This is a genomic window from Streptomyces sp. NPDC047049 (assembly GCF_040643995.1).
GTDB classification, from domain to species: Bacteria; Actinomycetota; Actinomycetes; order Streptomycetales; family Streptomycetaceae; genus Streptomyces; species Streptomyces mooreae.
Genome location: NZ_JBEYVM010000005.1, coordinates 448,861 through 469,599, shown reverse-complemented (window position 1 = coordinate 469,599; position 20,739 = coordinate 448,861). Strand labels below are relative to the sequence as shown.

At 68.6% G+C, this 20,739-nt stretch carries 18 protein-coding genes and 6 pseudogenes; 16 read left to right on the top strand and 8 right to left on the bottom strand.

The window, feature by feature from the left end; genetic code table 11:
- Positions 1-104 precede the first annotated feature (104 nt).
- From ABZ851_RS16390 to ABZ851_RS16370, 5 genes and pseudogenes are all read left to right on the top strand, one after another.
- Positions 105-942, top strand: a pseudogene (locus tag ABZ851_RS16390) (IS5 family transposase).
- Positions 943-1,174: 232 nt separating this feature from the next.
- Positions 1,175-1,702: a DUF1062 domain-containing protein gene (locus ABZ851_RS16385; RefSeq protein WP_361127379.1), complete on the top strand. Its 528-nt coding sequence runs from the start codon at positions 1,175-1,177 to the stop codon at positions 1,700-1,702.
- A 259-nt stretch (positions 1,703-1,961) separates the two neighbouring features.
- Entirely contained in the window at positions 1,962-2,153 is a 192-nt protein-coding gene (locus tag ABZ851_RS16380; RefSeq protein ID WP_361127322.1) for a hypothetical protein, read from the top strand.
- A gap of 188 nt (positions 2,154-2,341) precedes the next feature.
- Positions 2,342-2,752: a Rid family hydrolase gene (locus ABZ851_RS16375; RefSeq protein ID WP_361127319.1), complete on the top strand. Its 411-nt coding sequence runs from the start codon at positions 2,342-2,344 to the stop codon at positions 2,750-2,752.
- A 133-nt stretch (positions 2,753-2,885) separates the two neighbouring features.
- Positions 2,886-3,525 (top strand): annotated as a pseudogene (locus tag ABZ851_RS16370) (transposase); the annotation flags it as partial.
- 4 nt (positions 3,526-3,529) lie between these two features.
- Here the strand turns inward: ABZ851_RS16370 and ABZ851_RS16365 are convergent.
- Complete coding sequence (locus ABZ851_RS16365) at positions 3,530-4,420, bottom strand: aminoglycoside phosphotransferase family protein (protein ID WP_361127316.1); 891 nt, start codon at positions 4,418-4,420, stop codon at positions 3,530-3,532.
- Between the two features lie 324 nt (positions 4,421-4,744).
- Here ABZ851_RS16365 and ABZ851_RS16360 point away from each other — a divergent pair, with 324 nt between their 5' ends.
- Complete coding sequence (locus ABZ851_RS16360) at positions 4,745-5,374, top strand: GNAT family N-acetyltransferase (protein ID WP_361127313.1); 630 nt, start codon at positions 4,745-4,747, stop codon at positions 5,372-5,374.
- Between the two features lie 339 nt (positions 5,375-5,713).
- On the opposite strand, the pseudogene ABZ851_RS16355 reads toward ABZ851_RS16360, so the two are convergent.
- Positions 5,714-5,884: pseudogene (locus tag ABZ851_RS16355) on the bottom strand (Rieske (2Fe-2S) protein); the annotation flags it as partial.
- A gap of 362 nt (positions 5,885-6,246) precedes the next feature.
- On the opposite strand from ABZ851_RS16355, the gene ABZ851_RS16350 reads away from it, so the two are divergent.
- From ABZ851_RS16350 to ABZ851_RS16320, 7 genes are all read left to right on the top strand, one after another.
- Positions 6,247-7,134, top strand: coding sequence for a SigB/SigF/SigG family RNA polymerase sigma factor (locus ABZ851_RS16350; protein WP_361127310.1), 888 nt, complete (start codon positions 6,247-6,249; stop codon positions 7,132-7,134).
- Positions 7,135-7,455: 321 nt separating this feature from the next.
- Positions 7,456-8,409: an FAD-dependent monooxygenase gene (locus ABZ851_RS16345; protein WP_361127307.1), complete on the top strand. Its 954-nt coding sequence runs from the start codon at positions 7,456-7,458 to the stop codon at positions 8,407-8,409.
- A gap of 196 nt (positions 8,410-8,605) precedes the next feature.
- On the top strand, positions 8,606-8,932 hold the full coding sequence (locus tag ABZ851_RS16340; RefSeq protein WP_361127304.1) for a hypothetical protein: 327 nt from the start codon (positions 8,606-8,608) through the stop codon (positions 8,930-8,932).
- A gap of 349 nt (positions 8,933-9,281) precedes the next feature.
- Positions 9,282-9,962 carry a HemK2/MTQ2 family protein methyltransferase gene (locus ABZ851_RS16335; RefSeq protein WP_361127301.1) on the top strand — a complete coding sequence of 227 codons (681 nt, stop codon included), beginning with the start codon at positions 9,282-9,284 and terminating at the stop codon, positions 9,960-9,962.
- Entirely contained in the window at positions 9,946-10,212 is a 267-nt protein-coding gene (locus ABZ851_RS16330; protein ID WP_361127298.1) for a CDGSH iron-sulfur domain-containing protein, read from the top strand. The genes ABZ851_RS16335 and ABZ851_RS16330 overlap by 17 nt, the downstream gene beginning before the upstream one ends.
- Positions 10,209-11,258, top strand: a complete 1,050-nt coding sequence (locus tag ABZ851_RS16325; protein ID WP_361127295.1) for an iron-containing redox enzyme family protein — start codon at positions 10,209-10,211, stop codon at positions 11,256-11,258. Before ABZ851_RS16330 ends, ABZ851_RS16325 begins: the two co-directional genes overlap by 4 nt.
- Before the next feature lie 47 nt (positions 11,259-11,305).
- A complete protein-coding gene (locus ABZ851_RS16320) occupies positions 11,306-11,596 on the top strand; it encodes a hypothetical protein (protein WP_361127292.1) in 291 nt (96 codons plus the stop codon).
- Between the two features lie 30 nt (positions 11,597-11,626).
- On the opposite strand, the gene ABZ851_RS16315 is transcribed toward ABZ851_RS16320, so the two are convergent.
- Positions 11,627-11,905 (bottom strand): nuclear transport factor 2 family protein, encoded by a 279-nt coding sequence (locus ABZ851_RS16315; protein WP_361127376.1) that lies wholly within the window; start codon positions 11,903-11,905, stop codon positions 11,627-11,629.
- Positions 11,906-12,057: 152 nt separating this feature from the next.
- On the opposite strand from ABZ851_RS16315, the gene ABZ851_RS16310 reads away from it, so the two are divergent.
- Together ABZ851_RS16310 and ABZ851_RS16305 are read left to right on the top strand one after the other, a co-directional pair.
- Positions 12,058-12,249 (top strand): hypothetical protein, encoded by a 192-nt coding sequence (locus ABZ851_RS16310; RefSeq protein ID WP_361127289.1) that lies wholly within the window; start codon positions 12,058-12,060, stop codon positions 12,247-12,249.
- Between the two features lie 104 nt (positions 12,250-12,353).
- Positions 12,354-12,530: pseudogene (locus tag ABZ851_RS16305) on the top strand (sigma-70 family RNA polymerase sigma factor); the annotation flags it as partial.
- An 11-nt stretch (positions 12,531-12,541) separates the two neighbouring features.
- Here ABZ851_RS16305 and ABZ851_RS16300 read toward each other — a convergent pair.
- A complete protein-coding gene (locus ABZ851_RS16300) occupies positions 12,542-12,934 on the bottom strand; it encodes a CBS domain-containing protein (RefSeq protein WP_361127373.1) in 393 nt (130 codons plus the stop codon).
- 656 nt (positions 12,935-13,590) lie between these two features.
- Here ABZ851_RS16300 and ABZ851_RS16295 point away from each other — a divergent pair.
- Positions 13,591-17,958 carry an HAD-IC family P-type ATPase gene (locus ABZ851_RS16295; RefSeq protein ID WP_361127286.1) on the top strand — a complete coding sequence of 1,456 codons (4,368 nt, stop codon included), beginning with the start codon at positions 13,591-13,593 and terminating at the stop codon, positions 17,956-17,958.
- A 182-nt stretch (positions 17,959-18,140) separates the two neighbouring features.
- Here the strand turns inward: ABZ851_RS16295 and ABZ851_RS16290 are convergent.
- From ABZ851_RS16290 to ABZ851_RS16275, 4 genes and pseudogenes are all read right to left on the bottom strand, one after another.
- Positions 18,141-18,242 (bottom strand): annotated as a pseudogene (locus ABZ851_RS16290) (haloacid dehalogenase type II); the annotation flags it as partial.
- 497 nt (positions 18,243-18,739) lie between these two features.
- Entirely contained in the window at positions 18,740-19,225 is a 486-nt protein-coding gene (locus ABZ851_RS16285) for a hypothetical protein (RefSeq protein WP_361127283.1), read from the bottom strand.
- A 133-nt stretch (positions 19,226-19,358) separates the two neighbouring features.
- Positions 19,359-19,665: pseudogene (locus ABZ851_RS16280) on the bottom strand (hypothetical protein); the annotation flags it as partial.
- A 123-nt stretch (positions 19,666-19,788) separates the two neighbouring features.
- Entirely contained in the window at positions 19,789-20,166 is a 378-nt protein-coding gene (locus tag ABZ851_RS16275) for a VOC family protein (protein WP_336053100.1), read from the bottom strand.
- Positions 20,167-20,739 lie beyond the last annotated feature (573 nt).

Below are 20,739 nucleotides of genomic sequence, written 5' to 3'. Positions count from 1 at the left end.
GACCCACTACGAGGACGACCCTCCGCCTTGCGAGCGCACGCACCAGACGCCGCGAGCCCCGCCCTCCGGGCGAACGACGGGACTTTGCGGACACGCCCTAGGAGTTGAGCATTGTCGATCATGATGCATGGGCCCGACTGAAGACGCATCTACCCAAGTCCGGGCAGCGTGGTGGGCGTTGGGCCAGCCACCGCAGGATCATCAACGGGATCCTGTACCGGAACCGGACCGGGGTGCCGTGGCGGGATCTGCCTGCGCGGTTCGGCAAGTGGAAGACCGTGTACGAGAGGCACAGACGCTGGTCGGCGGACGGTACGTGGGACAGAATCTTCGCGGCGGTCCTGGCCGACGCGGATGCCGAGGGCCGCATCGACTGGTCCATGATGAGCGTGGACTCCACCACCTGCCGAGCCCACCAGCACGCCGCCGGAGCACGCAAGAAACCACCGCGGGTGCCGGGAAAAGACGCACGCCCCGGCAGCACCGCCCCGATGAGGGACTCGGACGCTCCCGGGGCGGCCTCACCTGCAAGGTTCATCTCGCCGGGGAAGGAAACCGCCGCCCACTGGCCCTGCTGATCACCCCGGGCCAGTGGGGCGACGCCCCGCAGCTCATCCCCGTCATGGAACGCATCCGTGTCGGCCGGCTCGGCGGCGACAAGGCCTATTCCTCCCGCCGTAACCGCCGTTACCTGCGCAGACGGCAGATCAAACACACCATCCCCGAGCCGAAGAACCAGCGGGCCAACCGCCGACGCCGCGGCAGCAAGGGCAGCCGACCCGCCGGCTTCGACAAGACGATCTACAAGCGCAGAAACGAAGTCGAGCGATGAGCAACACCCTCAAGAACTCCCGGGCCGTGGCCACGAGATACGACAAGAGGGCGTACACCTTCCACGGCGCCATCACCCTCGCCTCGATCCGGCTCTGGCTCCGCCCATGATCCGCCGGGTGGAACCTGGCGGTGAGGTGCTCGAAAACCAGTAGATCAGCGCCGCTGTGCGCCATTACCGTGCTGCCGAACCAAGTTGTCTAGGCAAGGACGCTCCGTTGTACACCCTGTGAGACCTCCCGAGTGCTGATTCGTCGCGCGTCGCGCATGTGCGCCGCGCTTCTTTTTGCTGCGGACTTCTCACTGAAACCGGTGTACTTCTGTGCTCAATAACTGGGTGGTCATGCCCACCTGCCTGCCGACCGTTCTCCGCCGTTGCCACGCGTGCGCGTCCGAGCGCTTCCGGCCCAACGGCAAATTTCGCGTCAACGCGAACCATAAGCTCATCGACGCCTGGCTCCTCGTGCTCTGTACCGCTTGCGGGGACACGGCGAAGCTCACGGTCCTGGAGCGTATGAACGTGCGCTCCGTACGACCTGAGTTGCTGGATCGGATGCATGGCAACGACCCTGGTCTGGCAGCCGAGTTGCTTCAGGATCCGGTCGTACGGCGCCGTAATCGCATCGCCCTCGACTGGGACAACGCCTGGCGCCTCGACACCGGCGGTTCGGATCACCTGGACCGCGAGGTGATCGACGTCTTGGTTCGGTTCGTGGCGCGGATCCCTGTCCGGCCGGTGCGACTGATCGCTGAAGGTTGCGGTCTTTCACGGGCCGAGGTCGAGAGGCTCATCGCGGAAGGGAAACTCGTTTCGGCAGTCCGGCTGAGCGGCAAGCTCTCCAGCGACTTCACCTTCACGCTCAAGCGCTGAGCCCCGGGGACCAGGGCCTGTCCGGCATGATCCGCCGGACAGGCCCTGGTCGCCCCGTAATTGCCGGGCAGATGCGGGCTCCCATTCCAGGCGGACGCTTGAAGGGCCATCACACCATCCGGACTTCGCGGCGCCACGAGTGAGCAGCTGTTCCCGCCATCAGGCCGACCGCATTGGTGGATTCCGGCGCTTCCGCCGCCTTCTCCACCGTTTCGCCTTTGGCTCAACCAGTACGTACTCATCGCCGACGTCCAGGCCCTTGAATCTGGCGAGCTTCGTGCTGCCGGAGACCGGTGCGCTTGCGGAGACGGGTGAGCCCGCCCGTCCCTACGTACTGCTCGACTCACAGGGCGCCGTGGCCGTTCCCGTGATGACGTTCTTCGCAGAGTTGCGGGCCTGTGCACGCCCTGCGGCGACGATCCGCCCGTATGGGATGGACCTGTTGCGGTGATGGCGGTTTCTGTCTGGTTGGGGTGCCGCCTGGAACCGGGCAGGCAAGCACTCGGCCATGACTGAGGTTAAAAGACAAGCTGTCAACTTGTTCTCGATCTCGGTTGATGGCCGTGCGGCAGCCCACCTTCGCGGGTTCGTGGGCAAAATGCGGTGCGTGCAGGCACCGCGCCGGTCAGACTCACGGACATGACTGAGAAGATCACCCGCATCAACCCTGAGCAACTGCATGAGACGCCCGGTTACCACCACATCACCGTGGTGGAGGCCGGCCGTACGGCCTATCTGGCGGGGCAGTGCCCGCTTGATCAGAGCGGTGACCTCGTCGGTTCCGGTTCCCTCGAAACACAGGTCGACCAGGTTGTCGCGAACGCGCTCGCTGCCCTGGCTGCAGTGAGTGCCCCACCACAATGCGTGGTGCGGTCAGTGATCTACGTGCGGAGCGACGAGAGGGAGGTTCTCGCAGCCGCGTGGTGCCGGCTCGCCGACTCTGCCCTGGGTCCGGCGTTCACCACGGCCAGCACGCTGCTGGGCGTCGCCCAGCTGGGCTTTCCCGGACAGCTCGTCGAGGTGGACCTCACTGTGGCGCTGCCTGACTGAGGTTTCTCACAGGTTTCGATCGGCTTCTCGAACTGGGTGGTCCAGCTGAGCATTCGTCAGACGGTGGGGCGGCCTTCGTCTGATCATGCGCTCCGACCAAGGACACACGTGACCACGCCGAAGGCCGTGAAAGGTGGGCTTGCTGCCCGACCATGCTCCGGGGGGGGAAGCGTTCACGACAGCGTCACGCTTCCCGGAGAACTATTCGACTGCCTGACCGCACGCGGGGACGAACCGTTCGACCTCACTGGCGCGTTGCTGTGCGCGGACGGGCCGGTGAGGACGCCGGTGGATCTGACGCTGGTGGCTGAGCACCGGCGCGATCACGGCGCCATGTATGACGCGCTGAACTGCGGGAACGTCGATGTGCCGAGCTGCGGCAGGTGCTGGCCGGCCTGCCCGTGCCGCAGGCCGCCGACGGCCGCCTGGCCCTCGCCGTCGACATCAGCAACTGGCTCCGCCCGGGTGCCCCCACCAGCGCAGAACGCCTCTTCTGCCATGTCTACGGCCGCAGCGGACAGCCCTCGGAGGTTCGTGCCCGGCCGGCCGTACTCGTTCGTCGCCGCCCTGGAATCGGGCCGGACGTCCTGGCGTGGATACCCACGGACCGGGTCATGCGCCGTCCAGCGCCTTCCCGCAAGGAGTTCTACCTGGCCAACCCCCGCGGAGGCCACCCGCCCAAGCACGGCACGGAGTTCCGCTTCGCCAAGCCGGAAACCTGGGGCGAGCCGGACGCGGCGACGGTGCAGATCACCGACCGGTACGGCACCGCATGCGTCAAACGCCCTTCAGAACACGGTCAAGTGCCGCCCGGCCTGCAGGTCCCCAGTTCGGCTTGCCGCCGGGAAGGCCCCGATCTCCGTTCTGCCCCATGAGCATCAGGAAGAGGCTCTTCAGAGCGGCCAGCCCACGGGCGCGCTGGATCGCCGCCTCGTCTGCCTGCGCGTACATGTCGAAGAACCGTGAGGCCGTTCCCGCCGGCAGCAGCACCCATGCGGCGGCGAGGTCCCATGCCGGATCGCCGGCGAACAGGTCACCGAAGTCGACGATGCCCGAGAGCGTTCCGTCCGAGACGACGACGTTCGCGGGATGGAGGTCGCCGTGCACCCACACCGGCGGGCCCTCCCATGCGTGGGCCGCAACCGCGTCGTCCCAGACGGCCCGGACGTCGTCAGCGATGTCGTCGGGGGCAACGGCCTGGAAGAAGTTCTCGAAGCCGTCCGTGCAGTTCCTGGGATGGGCACCGCGGTCCGTAGTGATCGGCGCCTCGGCGGGCGCCTCCACATGGAGCGCCCGGAGGAAGCCCGCCAGCGCGTCGGCCGCGTGGGTGCCGCGGCTGATCGAGCCGTGGTCCAGCGGCTCGCCGGGAACCCACGTCATCACGGTCCAGTGCTTGGGGAAGCGCTCGGACGGTTCGCCGAACCGTACCGGGGTCGGCACCGGGAGCGGCAGGCGCGGGGCCAGCACGGGTAGCCACCGCCGCTCCTTGAGCTGGAGCTCCGGGGTGGGGTCCATCCGCTGCATGCGCACGGCCAACTCGTCCCCGAGGCGCCACATTTGGTTACCCCAGCCGCCTGCCACCTCGCGGATGGCCAGCCCTGCAAGGTCTGGATGTTGCTCCTGCAGCAGTTCGCGGACCAGGTCTGCGGTGATCTCGGTCTCGGTCATGCGAAGTCACAGTACTGAGGCGGCAGGCGGAGCGGGCGGAACAGCTCCAAAGTTCAGAGAAGTGACCAAGCCAAACGTCAGGGAACCACTCCACACCACGCGCGCCGCCACGCGCGCCACCACCCGCACCTCCCGGCACCGAGCCTCCTGTTCCGCTATCCCCTCCATGGCACGCGCGAACACCAGTGATCGCATCCGCTGCCGGACCAGCACACCGCTCCCCCTGCAAAACAGATGCCCCGGACTGCACGGCGACGTAAGGTGTGGTCCCGGCTGATGTCTATTACCCGGCCGTTGGTACGGCCACAGCTTCGGGAGGGATTGATGGTTGCGGACCTAGTCAGGACTTGGGTGGCGGGCTGGGCTGTGTCCCGGCGGACGCCTCCGCCTGTCGAGAAGCCCTGGGGGAGCTATATCGAGGTGGCCGGCAACGCCGACGAAGTGGGACGCCATGTCCTGCCCGAGGCCGTGGAGTTGTTGGTCCGCCGCGCCGCTGCCTCGGTGTCCGTGCCGCGGACTTGGATGAAGATGCCCGCAGAGCCGGAGGAGATCGAGTCCTGGCTGCCTCAGGGGTGGGCCTGGGAGGAAAGCGGCCATCTGATGGCCGTTGACCTGACGGCCACGGACCCGGTCGCGCCTGAGGGGTACACCACGACCGTGGAGACCATTGGAGCCGTCACCTACGCCCGGGTGCTGGATGCGGCGGGCGAGCAGGCGGCTCAGGGGCAGATGGCATCCCTCGGGGAAGCCGTGGTCGTGGACCGGGTGGTGACCGAGGAGGACCATCGGCGGCGCGGGCTGGGCAAGTTCGTGATGCGTACGCTTGCCGACCGCGCCCAGGAGGAGGGCGCGGTCCTCGGCGTTCTCGGCGCGACCGACGCCGGACGCGCGCTGTACGAGACGCTGGGCTGGAAGAAGCACGCGACGCTGGCGGAGTGCGTCTACCGGCCCTGAAGCAGGAGCATTGGCCGTACGCGCCGGGGTGCCCGAATCCCGAGAGCGCCAACGGCCCCCGGACGGTCGCCGCTCTGGCCTTCACACAACTGCGGAAAGCGCGGCATCAAGCCTGTCATCGCGCTGGTCTCGGTACCGCGCCACTGAGCGAGGCTGCGTGTGAGGGAGGCAGCTTGGTACATACAGCGTGGGTTCCAGCGCTTCCAGCGCTGCCCCGTAGTTCTCGAAACCAGTGCGCCCGCGGTAGCAGCGCAACCTGCGTCGTGGGCGTAGCGGAGGCTTGCCCTAGTAGAGGCTCTCCCGTGCCGTGCACATGCCGTTACACCGATAAGTCCCTGATCAGCCGGCGCCGGGAAGCCTCACGCATACAGTGCCGTCCTCGTCCACGTGTGTTTCGAAGGAAGGCTGGGGCGCAGTGGCCGGGCCTCGCACATTCCACCCGTCGGAGAGCCGGAAGACACTCCCGTGCCAGGGGCATTCCACACAGCCGTCAGCGAGCTTCCCTATGGCTCGGCGTGAGCTGAGCTGAGAGCCGTATCTGCCGGCCGCCAATGACGCTCTCCTCTCGGCCGCCGCCCCTCGGTCCCCGGAGCATGCTGAGAAAGCGCTGTTCCTCGACGGACGGATAATGCTCCGAGTTGCCCCCTGCCCGGACGGACGACGGCGTTGAGCGGCGTACGGCTGTTGCGTTAGCGGCGGAAACTCCTGCGCCTCCTGGCCCGCTTCGGGGCAGAGGGCGCCTCCACGGCACCGGGGCGCCTTGCCGGCACACATGGGCCGCTCCTGGGACGAGCGAGGAGTCCAGGGTGTGGTCATGGCCATGGCGGGTAGGCGGCTGGCGACGGGGGCTCAGCAACCGGAGGGAGCCGGTCATGAGCACCAGCGCCAGCGCCATGACGGTCGGAACGACCCAGGAGACCACGCCGAAGGTGTGTGCCGTCCCGGCCCCGACGGTGCTGCCGCAGATCCGGGAACCTCAGCGCATCGCTCCCGCTGATGCGCGTGAACTCACAAAGATCTTTTTGCTGCGACTTGACGCGCTGGAAGAGGGCACGCACGAATATCAGTACGTGCGCAACACCCTCATCGAGATGAACCTGAGCCTGGTGCGCTACGTCGCCCGGCGCTTCTCCGGACGCAGGGAGTCCACCGAGGACATACTGCAGGTCGGCACGATCGGTCTGATCAAGGCCATCGATCGCTTCGACATCTCGCGTGGCGTCGAGTTCACCACCCTCGCCGTCCCGTATATCCAGGGGGAGATCCAGCGGTTATTCCGCGACACCACCTGGTCGGTGCACGTCCCCCGACGACTGCAGGAACTGCGCATCGAACTCGCCCGGGCCCGCGAACAGCTCGAAGGGCAGGGCGTCCACGAACCGTCCGTCGCCGACCTCGCCGCCCACCTCGACGTGGACGAAGCAGAGGTGGCGGAGGGGCTCGTCGCCGCCAACGGCTATCACAGCGATTCCCTCGACCGGCCCATCCCGGCCTCCGGTCCCAAGCAGCAGGCCGGGTTCGTCGCCGACCTCATCGGCACCGAAGATCCGGCCCTCGCGCTCACCGAGAACATCCAGGCCCTCAAACCACACCTGGCCGAGCTCGACGACCGCGACCGCACCCTCCTCGAACTCCGTTTCGGCGCCGAGATGACCCAAACCGAGATCGGCAAGGAACTCGGCCTCTCCCAGATGCACGTCTCCCGCCTCATCACCCGCGTCTGCAGCCGCCTACGGGAAAAGATGCTGGCCACCAACTGAGCGGACGCCACGCAACTACCGCATTTTGTCCGCCACTTGCCTCGGTGCGGAGTCTCCGTGGAACGGGCCGCACGCACGGGGCACGCCATCGCGGTCTGGACGCCGAGGTCCGCGGAAAGCTGAGGACAGAAGGGAAACGAGCTGCCCTCCGCCGGAAGGACGAACTCGCTCGGCTCACGATAGTTCCGCCCGGCACTCCGCGCATCACGACGAGCGGAAGCCCGGTGTCTGAGGGCGGAAGCTGATGGGTGGTCTCGCGGTGTGCGAGCTCCCCCTATCGCACTCGGTGTCCGCAGGCTGATCCCCGGTACCGCGCCCGTGATGAACGCCCCTCCAGGTGGGGTCGGTCATCTGTCCGGGGGCTGCCAGACGATGCGGCTCGTCGAGCAGGACGGGAGCGTCCTGCACGAGATAGCCGACGATGGCACACGCGGACGCCCCGAGGTGCAGCGCGGGGAGCTGCGATGGATCCTGCTCGACTCGCTTCCGGCCGAAGCCGTCCGGTGGGGGCACAAGGTGAGCGGCACCCGTGCCCTCGGCGGGGGCCGCCATGAGGTGGCGTTCGCCGACGGCAGTACCGTCGTCACCAGCCTGCTGGTCGGCGCGGACGGGGCGTGGTCGCGGGTCCGGCCGCTGCTCTCCGACGCCACACCCGAGTACGTCGGCACGTCGTTCGTCGAGACGTACCTTTTCGACGCCGACACTCGGCACACCGGCTCGGCGAAGGTGGGGGGCGGCGGGTCAATGATCGCGCCCTCGCCGGGCAAGGAGATCTTCGCCCACCGGGAAAACGGTGACACCCTGCACGCCTACGTGGCGTTGTCCAGTCCGCAGGACTGGTTCGCCGCCATCGATTTCACCGACGCCTCCGCCGCGGCCACGCGCATCACGCGGGAATTCGGCGGCTGGGCGCCGGAGCTCACCGCGCTGATCACGGACGCCGGCATCCCGCCTGTACTGCGCCCTCACTACGCTCTGCCGGCCGGCCACCGGTGGAGCCGGGTGCCGGGGGTGATCCTGCTCGGCGACGCGGCCCACCTCGCCGCCCCGAACGGCGAAGGCGCCAGCCTGGCCATGCTCGACGGCGCCGAACTCGGCAAGACCCTCGCCGCGTACGCCGACGGCACCGAGGCCGCGCTCACTGAGTACGAACAGGCCGTGTGCGCCCGCAGCACCGAGCCGGTCGCTTTCGAAGGCACCGAGACCCAAAGGATCGACTCCGAAAGCAACACACCCCAGGCCATGCTCAAGATGATCACTGAGCAGAGTCACTAAGAACCCCTGACGGAAGGGCTTTTTCGGGGTCGACGGCCCGGCGTGGGGTGTTGTCGGGCCGGCAGGGAGCGATGCACTTCGATCAGCCGCCGCCTCACGAGGCAGGGGCCCCGTAGCACTCGGGAGAACTCTGGCGGACATGCCTCGGCAGGCTCCTGACCAGGGGATCGTTGAGGTTCTGGTAGGAGGCTGCCGGGTGGTCGCTCCGGTGTTCACGGATGAGGAACTGGAGAGGCTGAAGGCGCTGCGGCGGGTCCTGGTCCTGGTCGACGGCCGCCCCGGCCGCATGCGCGACGCGGTGGCCGAGGTGTGGTCGCGCCGGCGGGAACAGCTACAGCTGCGGGCGGACCTGACCTCGGCGGCGGAGAACGGCGAGCCACCCGCCGGGGTCGACACCGACCAGGCGCTTTTCGAGAGCGTCGCCGCCGGTCTGGCACTGAACGCGGCCATGCGGCTCCAGCACGACCGGGCGGCCGCGGCCCGGGCCCGCCGCGCGCTCGAACGGGCCTTGGACCGGTCCTGACCGCACGCCGGACCGGGATCTGGCCGAGCACACCAAGGGCGATCGAGCAGGCCCCACCGACTTCGCCACCGTGGATACGACCGCCTGACTGCGTTCCTGCTGGTCAGCCCGTATCAGAGGTAGCCGCGCTCACCAGAGAGTCGAATGTATGAGCGCATCCTCGCATGGTCGGCAGACGAAATCCCCGAGACGTGAGAGATCGCCGAAGCGGGCCCGAGACCGCCCTCGAACGGGTCGAGGTCAGGGAAAAACCGTGCTCGGGTGGTCAGTGCGGCAGATACCCAGCAGGCTGAAGAAGACGCGCGGACCATCCAGACGTCGTTCGCGGTTCGCGGGGCGGAGGTGCCCTATGAGCATGTGGCCGGCCCCGCTCGCCCGACCTGTTCCGCTGGTAACGCTTCCCGGTGTCTATCTGCCGCAGCACGACACGCGGCTTTTGTTGCGCGCCTTGTACCGCGAAGGCGTGGGACCAGGGACCGAAGTCCTGGATCTCGGATCGGGTAGCGGGGCCGTGGCGGTGGAAGCGGCGCGACGTGGCGCTCTGGTCACCGCCGTCGATATCTCCTGGCCGGCAGTGCTGTCCACCAGGCTCAACGCCTGGCTTTCCCGGCAGCGCGTCACGGTGCGCCGCAGCGATCTGACAGCAGCGGTCGGTGGCCGTTCCTTCGACATCCTCGTCAGCAATCCGCCTTACGTCCCCACCCCCGGCAGTCGGATGCCTCGGGGGCCGGCCCGCGCCTGGGACGCAGGTCGCGACGGACGTCTGCTCGTCGACCGTATCTGTGACTCCGCGCCCCGCGCGCTCCGCCCCGGCGGCGTTCTGCTCATGGTCCACTCCGGCCTGTGCGGCACCGAGGACACGTTGGAGCGGCTGGCCTCCGCTGGGCTGCGGGCGGCGGTGAGCGACCGCGCAGTCATCCCGTTCGGCCCGGTCCTGCGCTCCCGTGTGGCCTGGCTGCGGCGCCAAGGCTTCCTGGACGAGATCCAGGAGACAGAGGAATTGGTGATAATCCGTGCCGAGAAGTCCTGAGCGGCCACGCCGCATCACCCTCGTCCGAAACGGCCCGCTCCTGGTGGAGGGACCGGTGGAAGTGGTGGGTGAGGACGGTGCGATAGCCGTCTCCCGACGCTTCACCGTCGCCATCTGCAGGTGCCGACGCAGCCGCCGCTACCCCTGGTGCGACACCAGCCATCGCCAGCGCTCGAAGCCCACCTCCGACCCCGCCGAAAGCACCGGCTGCCCGACAGCGGACCGGAGCAGCGAAGGAGACCAGCGATGAAGGCCGGCCTCGGAGCTGCCCGGCTCGGCAGGCCGCCGCTTCCGCGACCGCGCGGCGCTCTGTCCGACACAGTGATCTCGTGGCTTCGCACCGGGGAAGGGCCGCTGCCTGCCCGGGAGAAGGTCCAGCGCGAGGGCCCGTACGGGGCAGATCTCCACCTCGCGCTATACGTGCTGTACGAACTGCACTATCAGGGCTTCGAGGGCGTGGAGGACGACCTCGAATGGGCTCCCGCACTGCTCTCGGCGCGGCGCTGCCTGGAGGAGGCGTTCCTCCAGGCCCTTCGCGATGACATCCCGTTGCTCAGCGCACAGGAGGCGATGGCCGGCCTGCTGATCGAGCGCACCGCCGACGATGGCAGCAGTGTCAGCCACTATTTGAAACGCGAAGGCCTGCTATGGCAGCTGAGGGAGTACGCAGCCGTCCGCTCGCTGTACCACCTCAAGGAAGCCGACCCGCACGCCTGGGTCCTCCCCCGTCTGCGGGGCCGCGCCAAGGCCGGCATGGCCGCCATCGAATTCGACGAGTTCGGTGCCGGTCGCGCCGAGGACATCCACGCTCAACTCTTCGCCGACCTGATGGCGGACCTCGCTCTGGAACCCGCTTACGGGCACTACGTCGATCTGGCGCCCGCCGAAACACTCGCTCTCGTCAATCTCATGTCCCTGCTGGGACTGCATCGTTCCCTGCGCGGGGCCTTGATCGGTCACTTCGCCACGGTCGAGGTGACCTCGTCGCCAGGATCACGACGCCTCGCGGAAGCCATGCGCCGCACAGGTGCCGGCTCCGCCGCGGAGAGGTTCTACGACGAGCATGTCGAAGCCGACGCCGTCCACGAACAGGTCGTCCGCACGGAAGTGGTCGAGGGCCTGCTGACGGACAACCCGGAACTGGAGCCCGACGTGGCCTTCGGAATCGGCGCCACCGTGCTTCTCGAAGACCGACTCGCCGCATATCTCCTTGCCGCCTGGCGTGAGAACCGCAGCGCACTGCCCGCCCCGTTGCCGCCCGTCCGCGCCCCCACGCCCTCACAGGGCCGGACCTGAAGCGCGTCTTCCCGGCCGGACACGGTGAGACGACAGGAGGGTGTGACATGGACGAGAGGGCCAAGAACCTCACGGAGAGCACGGCTTTCCAGCAGTCTCCCACCGCCGTGGCAACGGCCCGCGAGTCCGTGGCCTCGGCGGGTGCCCACCTCATGCCCGCGGCCACCGTGCGGGCTTACGCCGGCGCCGGAGAGGAAGAGTGGGCACGCTTCGCCGCGTACTGGAGGACCTGTCCCGAGACCCGTACGCCTCCGAACGCGGCACCTGCCGACTGCGCCGCTACGGACAGTTCGCGCTCACCAACAGAGATCGATGCGGACCGCCCCCGCGCCATTTGATTGCGGTCGCGGTGTCGGTCCCGCGGAGGACTACCGCGGTGCGGGTACCTGGCGGAGATGGTGACTCACATCGCCGACGAGGTTGACTCGGACCCGCCGCTCCGTGAAGAGCCACTGCTCACCACGGCGCTCGAAGCGATCGTGGTACCGACCGCCGACGATGGGTTGCAGCGGCAGGTCAGGCAATGCCTGCAACACGGTGACGTACGAACGCGAGAGCGCCGTGCTCGCCTGTTCGTCGACCTCGATGGCGATATTGGTCGTGACATGCTGGGTTCGCGGCGTGCACCGTGCCCTCTTACGGCAAATGCCCTCAGCCGTACGCAGCTTCGGCTGAGGACACCGGCGAGCGGTCCGTCATGGCACGGGACGACACGGCGCTTGCGCTCGCATGGTCGTGGCCACCTTCCAGGCTCGGTGTTCGAGTCGCGGATCCCGGAAGCGGGCCGTAGACAGTAGGTATGAGCGAACGAACCCAGAGGTTCCGGCCCGGCGAGAGTGTTCCCGAGAGTGGGATCTACGAGTGCGACTGCGGAAAAGCCCATCGGTGGAGCACCAGCACCAACGTCAAGGACCACACCTTCCCGCCCCTGCCCGAAGACTGCTCCGGCGGCGCATGGATCATGAAAGATCCCGCTCACCCCGCCAGCTGACGGCCCCGTGCCAGGCCGAGCGGCCCGCTCTACGTCCTGTGGGCGGCGTAGGCCGGGCGCCCCGCGTCGAGGAGCGCGAGCCGCACCCCGGCGGGGTGTGCGCCGAGAACATCCAGGCCCTCAAGCCGCACCTGGCCGAACTCGACGAGCGTGAGCGCATCCTCCTTGCACTCCGCTTCGGCGCCGAGATGACCCAGACCGAGATCGGCAAAGAGCTCGGCCTCTCCCAGATGCACGTCTCCCGCCTCATCACCCGCATCTGCGCACAGGGGACGGCGTGACCCGCCACGCGTCAGGCGGAGATGGCTTCGAGCAGGTCGCCGACCTTGGGGTCGGGCAGTGCGCGTGCGACGTCGGCCTGCGCGACGATGCCGACCAGCGTACGACCGTCGATGACCGGCAGGCGGCGTACCTTGTGTTGGCTCATGGTCTGCAGGATGCTCTCGGCTTCGTCGTCGGCACCAACGGTCACCGCTTTCCCCTGGGCGAGGTCGCCGGCCTTCACCTGGGCGGGATCCTTGCCCGCGCCGATGACCTTCACGACGATGTCGCGGTCGGTGAGCATGCCCTTGAGCCGGTTGTTGGTGCCGCAGATGGGCAGCGATCCAACGCCGAGTTCGGTCATCTTCTTCGTCGCGTCCAGGGCAGTCTCATTGACTCCGATACATGTGGCGTCCGGCGTCATGAGGTCACGTGCGGTCGTCTTGGTGGACGTCTCGTCCTCAGTCGTGGCGGTGTCGGTGCTGGTCTCGCTTGCGGTGGTGGGTGGCGGGGCGGCGAGGACGCCGTCGCCGCGGCGCAAAACGGCATAGCCGACGCCGATGCCGATGGCGACGGGCCACTCCAGTATTTCTGCGGCGCCGAGAATGCCGAGGCCCAGGTAGATCGGGAGGCCCTTCTTGGCGGGAAGGATCTGGCGGGCGACGGCGACGGGCAGCATAGCGGCGTCCAGGGCGCCGCTTGCCACCTGGCGGGGCGAGGGCATGCTCAGGGTGACCGTGCGCTTCGTGGCCGGCGGGGCGGGCCCGGCCCGGCGCTCACCTGAGGTGTCGCTTTCGGTGGACGGGGAGTTCTTTCGGGGTGCGGAGGTCACGGGTATCGCCTCGTCTGTTCGGTCATGAAGATATAGCCCCTTATCGATAGGTCTACCCCCTATCGCCCCTTTCATGGGCTTCGGTGACACTGCCTCTGAAGGTTCATTCGCACCCACCGCTCTGATGCGAGGAGGCACGCTTCATGTCGGCGGAGCATGCCTCGGCGCTCGGAATGCCGCCCTTCTTGCGGTCGGTCGTCTCCACTGTGGTGTCGCATACGTTTTCCGGCGCCCGGACCGTCTGGGGGGTGGCCGAAAGCCTTCTGGACGGGGGCGACCGTGAGGTGTGGTGGACGTCCGAGCGCTGTTACATCGCGGTCTTCGGAGTCCACGGCGCGGGAGGCGAGGCCGTAGCCAGCCGCGTGGAGCGGGCCGTGGAAAGACATCCGGGCGTGCTGTGGGCGCGGGTGAACGCGCCCATGGAACGGGTCATCATTGCGGTTGATTCGCCCGCTCCCCCCGCCAGTGAGCTGGTCGCCCTGGTGGAGCAAGCTGAAGGCGACCATGCCGCGGACGCAGAAGCATTCGACGAGTGGCAGCCGGAACCGCATCACCCGGCAGAGGGCCCGCCTTTCCCGGCGGTGCCGGCTCTGGTGGCGGACACCCTGGGGCTGGCTCTGGTGACCTTCCGGCAGCTCGCTCCCTGGTTCGGCCTGCCGCCGGAGGTCGCCGGTGGCATCGACGCCCTTCGCTACCATCCGCGGCTTCGTCACCTGGTCGAGGACATCAGCCCAGGTGAGCAGGCTGACTCGCTGCTCCCGGTGATCGGAGCGCTGGTACAGGGCGTGGCCACGGGCGGTGCGGGGATCGCCCTGGACGTGCTGCAGCGTCTGGCGGCGTGGCGGGAGGCGAGCGTCGAACGTACTGCCTGGCGCGAGCGCGAGGCCGGGCTCGTCCGGGGACCGGAAGAAGCCTCGGCCGACGCTGTCACGCCCGGCCGGACGGGCCTACCGCCGCAGGACGGCGCCGACCTGTATGCGGAGCGTTCGATGGCGGCGGGCGTCGCCGCCGGGATGGCCGCCTTGCCGTTCGCCGGCATCCGCAAGGCGATCGCGGTCGGTGTGGCCTCGGTGCCGAAGGCACCCGGCGCGGGACGTGAAGGCTTCGCCACGGCTCTGGGGCGGTATCTGGCGCTGCGCGGTGTCGTGACGATGGACCGTACTGCGCTGCGGCGCTTGGGGCAGGTGGACACCATCCTCCTGGAAGAAGAGGCTCTTCGGGGAGACCGGTACGAGCCGGTGGACCTGGAGCTGCTGGGAGGCGCTGACCCGGAGCAGGTCTCCGAGCAGCTGTTCGCGCTCTTCGACTCCGATGCGCCGCTGGCCGTCAGCCGCGCGGGCGGCTGGGTGCTGGGGCCCCTGGAGGAGCTGGATCTGAAAGGGCGGACCGGTCGCAAGGCGGCGAAGCATCTGCGGCGGCGCGGCAGCGAGAAGACCATCGGGCTGGCCCAGGGCCGGCGGCTCCAGGCGGTGGCGGGGCTCGGCACCCAGACGGCGCCGGGAGCCGAGGCTGTCGCCGCGGCAGCTCGACGGGCCGGCGCACGCATCGTGGTGGCCTCCGACCGTGAGGTACCCGGCTTCGCGTTCGCCGACGCCATGGTTCCCGCGGGCGACCGCCTGGCAGCCTCCGTGCGTGGCCTCCAAGCCGACGGCGCGGTCGTTCTGCTGATTTCCGCCGATCGCCGCGCGCTCGGCGCGGCCGACTGCGCGATCGGTGTGCACCGCGAGGGGGAGCACACCCCCTGGGGCGCCCACGTTCTGGTGGGAGCAGATCTCGAGGCAGCGGGCCTGATCGTCGACGCGGTGGGGGTGGCCGCGGTGGTGGACCGCGACAGCCACTACCTGGCCGCGGGCGGCAGCGGCGTGGGCACTGTCGCCGCCCTGCAGGGGCCGGCCGGACGAGCGACCGCGCGGGTGCTTGCGGTGAGCGACACGGCGGGGGCGGTGGCATTTTTCCTCGGCAGCTGGCGCGCCCGGCAACTGCTGCGCCGCCCCCTCACACCTCCGGTGACCCAGGTCCCCTGGCACCTCATGCCCGCCGAGCGCGTCATGGAGCGTCTGCGCACCCGCCCCGAGGGACTTTCCGCACAGGAAGCCACCGCGCGCGGCACCGAGGCGCACGCAGGGGAGCCGGCGAAGCTGACCCTGCCGCACGCCTTCATCGAAGAGCTCTCCAATCCGCTGACTCCGATCCTCGCCGCCGGTGCCGCTCTCGCCGCGGCGGTGGGCTCCCGGACCGATGCCGCTCTGGTCACCGCCATCACCGGTGTTTCTGCACTTGTCGGCGGCTTCCAGCGGGTGAGGACCGAACGCGCACTTGCCGAGCTGTTCGCCCAGTCGGCCATCGGCGCCTGCGTGCGCCGCGAGGGGCAGGAGCATCTGGTCACCTCGGGCAATCTGGTGCCCGGCGATGTCGTGTCTCTGGGGCCGGAGGATGTCGTCCCCGCGGACTGCCGTCTGCTGGAGGCGGAAGGCCTCGAGGTCGACGAATCCTCTCTCACCGGGGAATCCCTGGCCGTGAGCAAGGATCCCGCGCCGGTGGTCGCCGCGCACCTCACCGGGCGCCGCTCGATGCTCTATGAGGGCACCACTGTCTCCGCCGGACGGGCCGTGGCCGTCGTCGTGGCCACCGGCTCAGCCACGGAGGCCGGACGCAGTCTCGCCACTGCCCGCCAGGCCGCACCGGAAACAGGCGTGGAGGCCCGGCTCTCCTCGCTCACCCGCGCCAGCATGCCCATCGCCCTGGGGTCCGCCGTCGCGGTCGCCCTCTCCGGGCTCCTCCATGGCCGACCCCTGACCGACAATCTGGCCTCCGCCGTCAACCTGGCCGTCGCCTCCGTGCCCGAAGGCCTGCCCTTCCTCGTCAATGCTGCCCAACTGGCCGCCGCGCGCCGCCTGGCCGGCCGCGGTGCCCTCGTACGCAATCCCCGCACCATCGAGGCACTCGGCCGCGCCGACGTCCTGTGCTTCGACAAGACCGGCACACTCACCGAAGGCACTCTGGAGCTCTCCGGCGTCAGCGATGGCGAGGGCGCCCTCGCCCTCGACCGGCTCGACGCGCCCTGCAAGGAAGTCCTCGCCGCCGCACTGCGCGCCACGCCGCCCGCCCGCCAGTCCGAACCGATGGCCCACCAGACCGACCGGGCGATCGTCGACGGCGCCCACCGGGCAGGGATCACCACCCGCGCCGGCGCGCCCCGTTGGCGGCGCACGGATGCCCTCCCCTTCGAGCCGGCCAGGGCTTACCACGCCACCGTCGGCCACACCGGCCGGCATGTCCTGCTCAGCGTCAAGGGAGCACCCGAAAACGTCATCGGCCGGTGTACCCGGCGCCGACGACCGGACGGGGTGGTGGCCCTCGACGACTCAGCCAGACGAGCCCTCGCTGAAGCGGCCGAGGAGCTGGCGGCAGCGGGGCGAAGGGTCCTGGCCGTGGCCGAACGCCGCATGAAGGCCGGTGCGGATCTCACTGACAAAGGCGTACAGGGCATGGTCTTCCTCGGGTTCCTCACCCTGGGCGATCCGGTACGCGACAGCGCCGCGCCCGCGACGGCACGCCTGCGCGAGGCCGGTGTGCACACCGTGATGCTCACCGGCGACCACCCCGCCACCGCCGACGCCATCGCCTCCGCCATCAGTGAAGAGGTCGCAGAGCCCAAGGTGTGCACCGGCATGGAGATCGACGAACTCGACGACGACGCACTGGACGAACTGCTGCCCACCGTCGACGTCATCGCTCGCTGCAGCCCCAGTCACAAGGTCAGGATCGTCCAGGCCTACCAGCGCGTCGGCCGAGTCGTGGCCATGACCGGCGACGGAGCCAATGACGCTCCCGCCATCCGACTCGCCGACGTCGGCATCGCACTCGGGCGCCGCGGTACTCCGGCCGCGACCGCGGCCGCGGATCTGGTCGTCACCGACGACCGGCTGGAGACCATCGTCTCGGCCCTCATGGAAGGCCGCGCCATGTGGACCACTGTCCGCGCGGCACTCGCCATCCTCATCGGCGGAAACCTCGGCGAGGTCACCTTCAGCGTCCTCGCCTCCGCACTTACCGGCACCACGCCGCTGAACGCACGTCAGATCATGCTCGTGAACCTCCTCACCGACCTCGCCCCCTCCCTCGCCATCGCGGTACGCGAGCCGTCCGGCCAGACCGGCGAGCGCCTCCTCGCTGAGGGACCCCACCGGTCACTGGGCACCGCCCTCACCCAGGAAATGCTGTTGCGAGGCGTCATCACCGCGCTCGGCGCCGGCCTGGCCTGGACCGCGGCCCGCCTCACGGGCCGCAGCCGGCGCGCGTCCACTGTCGCCCTCGCCGCCGTCGTCGGCACCCAACTCGCCCAGACCCTCACCACCGGGGGCACCGACCGCAACGTCCTGGTGGCCGGACTGGGCTCCACGGCCGTCCTCGCCGCCATCATCCAGACCCCAGGTCTCAGCCAGTTCTTCGGCTGCACGCCACTCGGGCCCGTCGCCTGGGGCCTCGCCCTGGGCGCGATCACCACCGCCACCCTCCTCGGCCACTTCCTCGCGCCTTTGATCACCACACGCCTCACACCGCATCGAGAAGTGAGGGGCAGCAGCACGGAGACGCACACGGTGCGGTCAAGTTGAAAGGAGACGCGCTTCTCCCGGAGCACGCTCCGCAGGCCCTCGTGGCTGATCGGCCTGTCGCAATGAAGGTTGAGCGTTTCTCATCGAAGAACGTGTCGGCCTTGGCGATGACAAGGCGCCGGAGCTGGAGCACTGGGGCTGGGTGAGGGCGAACGACGGATCAGGTCTCCGCCGATGTCCAGCGATGGGTCGAGTTCACGAATGCCGGCGCGGATACCCGCGGGTTCGTCGACCAGCGTGCCGAGCACGTCGAACACGACGGCATCGATCTCCAGCTCTGACATAGGAGAGGTCTCCTGGATGAAGCAGGGGCGTAAGAGCGGCCGTTAGCCGAACACAGCGGAAGCCACCCGAATTCCCCGACCACAAGACCGGTGCACCACCCCCGCATTTGCCCCGTAGCGAGCGACCGGCCGCCACCATCATCCCGAATCCGAAGGGACGCCGGCCGCGGCTCGGCACCTACGCGGCGTCAACCAACCTCTACGGACCGCCGCAGGGCCGCGGCACGGCAGCAGCGGGCAACCTGCCTGTGACCCCACATCAGCTAATTCAATTCTCCGTGAGGTGACGCGCCGCCGGGTTCCGTGCCGAGCGGCGCGTCTGGTCAGGGTGCTCGGATGGCTGAACGTGTGCGCGTGGCGCGAGCTCCGAGAGATTCGGCAGTCTTCAGCGAGCGCGCGGCAGGAAATTCCGCGCGAAGCACACTGGCGCGCCCCAGGAGTTCGCGTGGGTGCACTGAATCACTGGTTCGCCGAACACGGCGTATCAGCAGACAAGGTCACGCGATCCGATCTGCCAGTTCGACGACGGCGATCAGGTTGCGGGGGCAGCGCATCGCTTCGGCGAAGTCGGATTCGTGCGGAGGTTCGTCGTCCGGGACATCGGGATCGGGTTGCCAGTCGTCCATTTCCTGGGTGTAGGACATGAGGCCCAGCAGGTCGGTCGGGACCTGGAGCGGCTCGTCGTCCACGCACGGGTGCGTGTCGTGCCCACAGGCATGCATGTGCCGGCGCAACTCGGCCCCGGCCTTCGCCAGTGCCGCGTCCGCGCGCGGCCTGAGCCCCCGCTCGTCGTACCAGTACATCCACGGCAGAGAAGCGACGACCCCGAGCACCCAGTAAACGGTCGCATCGCTGCCCAGGTCGGCTTCGAGTTCATCGACACATCGCTCGATCGGTTCGTGCGGGTCACCGCAGGGGTGGTCGTACAAGACGCTGGAGAGATCGCTGAGGAACTCGTTGACGTCCTTCCAAGATCCAAACATGGAGTGAAGGACGCGACAGGCCCAGGCCCGGTTCCCGCGATGGGCACGTCCCGTGGCGCTCGCCGGCCGTCCTGCGATGCCCCGACCCGTGCCGGGGCAGTTGATATCGAAGCCGGAAGCGGTCACGGTGTTCGGTCATTGTGCGGGCCAGCTCGGGCTTGGTCCCGAAGACCGTGTTCTCGCCGAGCCCCGCCGCCTTGCACCGCCTCCTGGTCATGCAGGTGCTCGACGGCGTACTCACGGACATCGTCACGAACGGCGTCGGCATCCCACGAGGCCCGGCACAGCAGATGCTGCATGCCGTACGGGCTGCCTTCTCCGGCCCACTCCGCGATGGTCCAGCAGTTCTTGCGCGGCAGGTCCGACAACAGGCCCAGCACCAACCGCCTGGACCGAAGCCGTGGTTCGACCCGGGCGAACCGGCCGGCGATGCGGCCCATGGCCACCTCGTGCGTCTCCCGACAACGAACGGGATCTATGCTGTGACCTGCGGCCACCGTCTCATCGTTACTCCACGCAAGTCATGATGGTCAACGGTGGCCGAACCCGGCTGTGTTCGCGAGTCAGTCGCGAACGAGGCAGAAAGGGTGACCTGCCGGGTCTGCGTAGATCCTCCAACTGCGCTTGTCGTCGCCGGCGTCGAGCAGGGATGCCCCGAGCTTGAGAACCTGTTCCTGGGCCTGGTCGAGATCCTGGACACCCAGGTCAAGATGGAACTGTTGCGGGTGAGCGGGATCCGGCCACCGCGGCGGTTGATGGTTCTCCGCACGCTGGAAGGCGAGCACGAGCCCCGAGTCGGTGTGGAGGGTCGACCAGTTGCCGTCAAGGGACCATCGTGGATCCGGCTGGTCCACCACGCCGCCGAGAAGCGACCGGTAGAAGCGGGAAAGCTCACGCACATCACAACAGTCCAACACCACGCACTGCAGCTTGGCAATCATGAGGAGCAGCGTAGAGCCGCCACCCGCGGGGCTCCCCGTCGTCCTTGATCACGATCTACAGCTGGACCACCAGAGCTCGCTACCGTCCAGCTGGACGGTGATGAGATCGGGCGGCGTGTCCGCGGTCAGTGGGGGGCCGTCATGCCGCCTCTGGCTGTAAGTCTTATCAGACAACGCGCAGGCATTACCTGAGGTCACATGTTTCCGGGGCTTTCCGGAACAAGCCAAAACTGTCCCGGACAACCCTGCCCATTGCCGGACACACAGCCACCTGCCATCCTCTCTCGCAGGTGCGAGGACTGTGAGGGGACAGGGACTCGCGGCCTCACCCAGCCCGCTCCACCATCCCGCAGCCAGCTGGAGGTTCCATGAGCTATCGGCAACACAACCCCGCGGAACGCTGGGTCCTGGCTTTCGATGAAACCTGCGGCACGTGTTCGGCCGTGTCGACTGCCGTGGCGAGAGCAAGCGACGACAAGTTCGAGGTACTGCCGCTGGCCCACCCCCAAGTGCAGGAGTGGCGTCGGCTGGGCTCGGGGCCCGAACCCGCTTGGAAGCCGACGTTGCTGCGCG

What these genes read in the sequence shown, in the direction of transcription:
- ABZ851_RS16365 (WP_361127316.1), bottom strand. Translation starts at nt 4,420, where the DNA reads ATGACCGAGACCGAGATCACCGCAGACCTGGTCCGCGAACTGCTGCAG.
- ABZ851_RS16310 (WP_361127289.1), top strand. Translation starts at nt 12,058, where the DNA reads ATGAGCGAACGAACCCAGAGGTTCCGGCCCGGCGAGAGTGTTCCCGAG.
- ABZ851_RS16285 (WP_361127283.1), bottom strand. Translation starts at nt 19,225, where the DNA reads ATGTTTGGATCTTGGAAGGACGTCAACGAGTTCCTCAGCGATCTCTCC.
- ABZ851_RS16325 (WP_361127295.1), top strand. Translation starts at nt 10,209, where the DNA reads ATGAAGGCCGGCCTCGGAGCTGCCCGGCTCGGCAGGCCGCCGCTTCCG.
- ABZ851_RS16350 (WP_361127310.1), top strand. Translation starts at nt 6,247, where the DNA reads ATGAGCACCAGCGCCAGCGCCATGACGGTCGGAACGACCCAGGAGACC.
- ABZ851_RS16360 (WP_361127313.1), top strand. Translation starts at nt 4,745, where the DNA reads ATGGTTGCGGACCTAGTCAGGACTTGGGTGGCGGGCTGGGCTGTGTCC.
- ABZ851_RS16345 (WP_361127307.1), top strand. Translation starts at nt 7,456, where the DNA reads ATGAACGCCCCTCCAGGTGGGGTCGGTCATCTGTCCGGGGGCTGCCAG.
- ABZ851_RS16275 (WP_336053100.1), bottom strand. Translation starts at nt 20,166, where the DNA reads ATGATTGCCAAGCTGCAGTGCGTGGTGTTGGACTGTTGTGATGTGCGT.
- ABZ851_RS16320 (WP_361127292.1), top strand. Translation starts at nt 11,306, where the DNA reads ATGGACGAGAGGGCCAAGAACCTCACGGAGAGCACGGCTTTCCAGCAG.
- ABZ851_RS16375 (WP_361127319.1), top strand. Translation starts at nt 2,342, where the DNA reads ATGACTGAGAAGATCACCCGCATCAACCCTGAGCAACTGCATGAGACG.
- ABZ851_RS16300 (WP_361127373.1), bottom strand. Translation starts at nt 12,934, where the DNA reads ATGACGCCGGACGCCACATGTATCGGAGTCAATGAGACTGCCCTGGAC.
- ABZ851_RS16385 (WP_361127379.1), top strand. Translation starts at nt 1,175, where the DNA reads ATGCCCACCTGCCTGCCGACCGTTCTCCGCCGTTGCCACGCGTGCGCG.
- ABZ851_RS16335 (WP_361127301.1), top strand. Translation starts at nt 9,282, where the DNA reads ATGAGCATGTGGCCGGCCCCGCTCGCCCGACCTGTTCCGCTGGTAACG.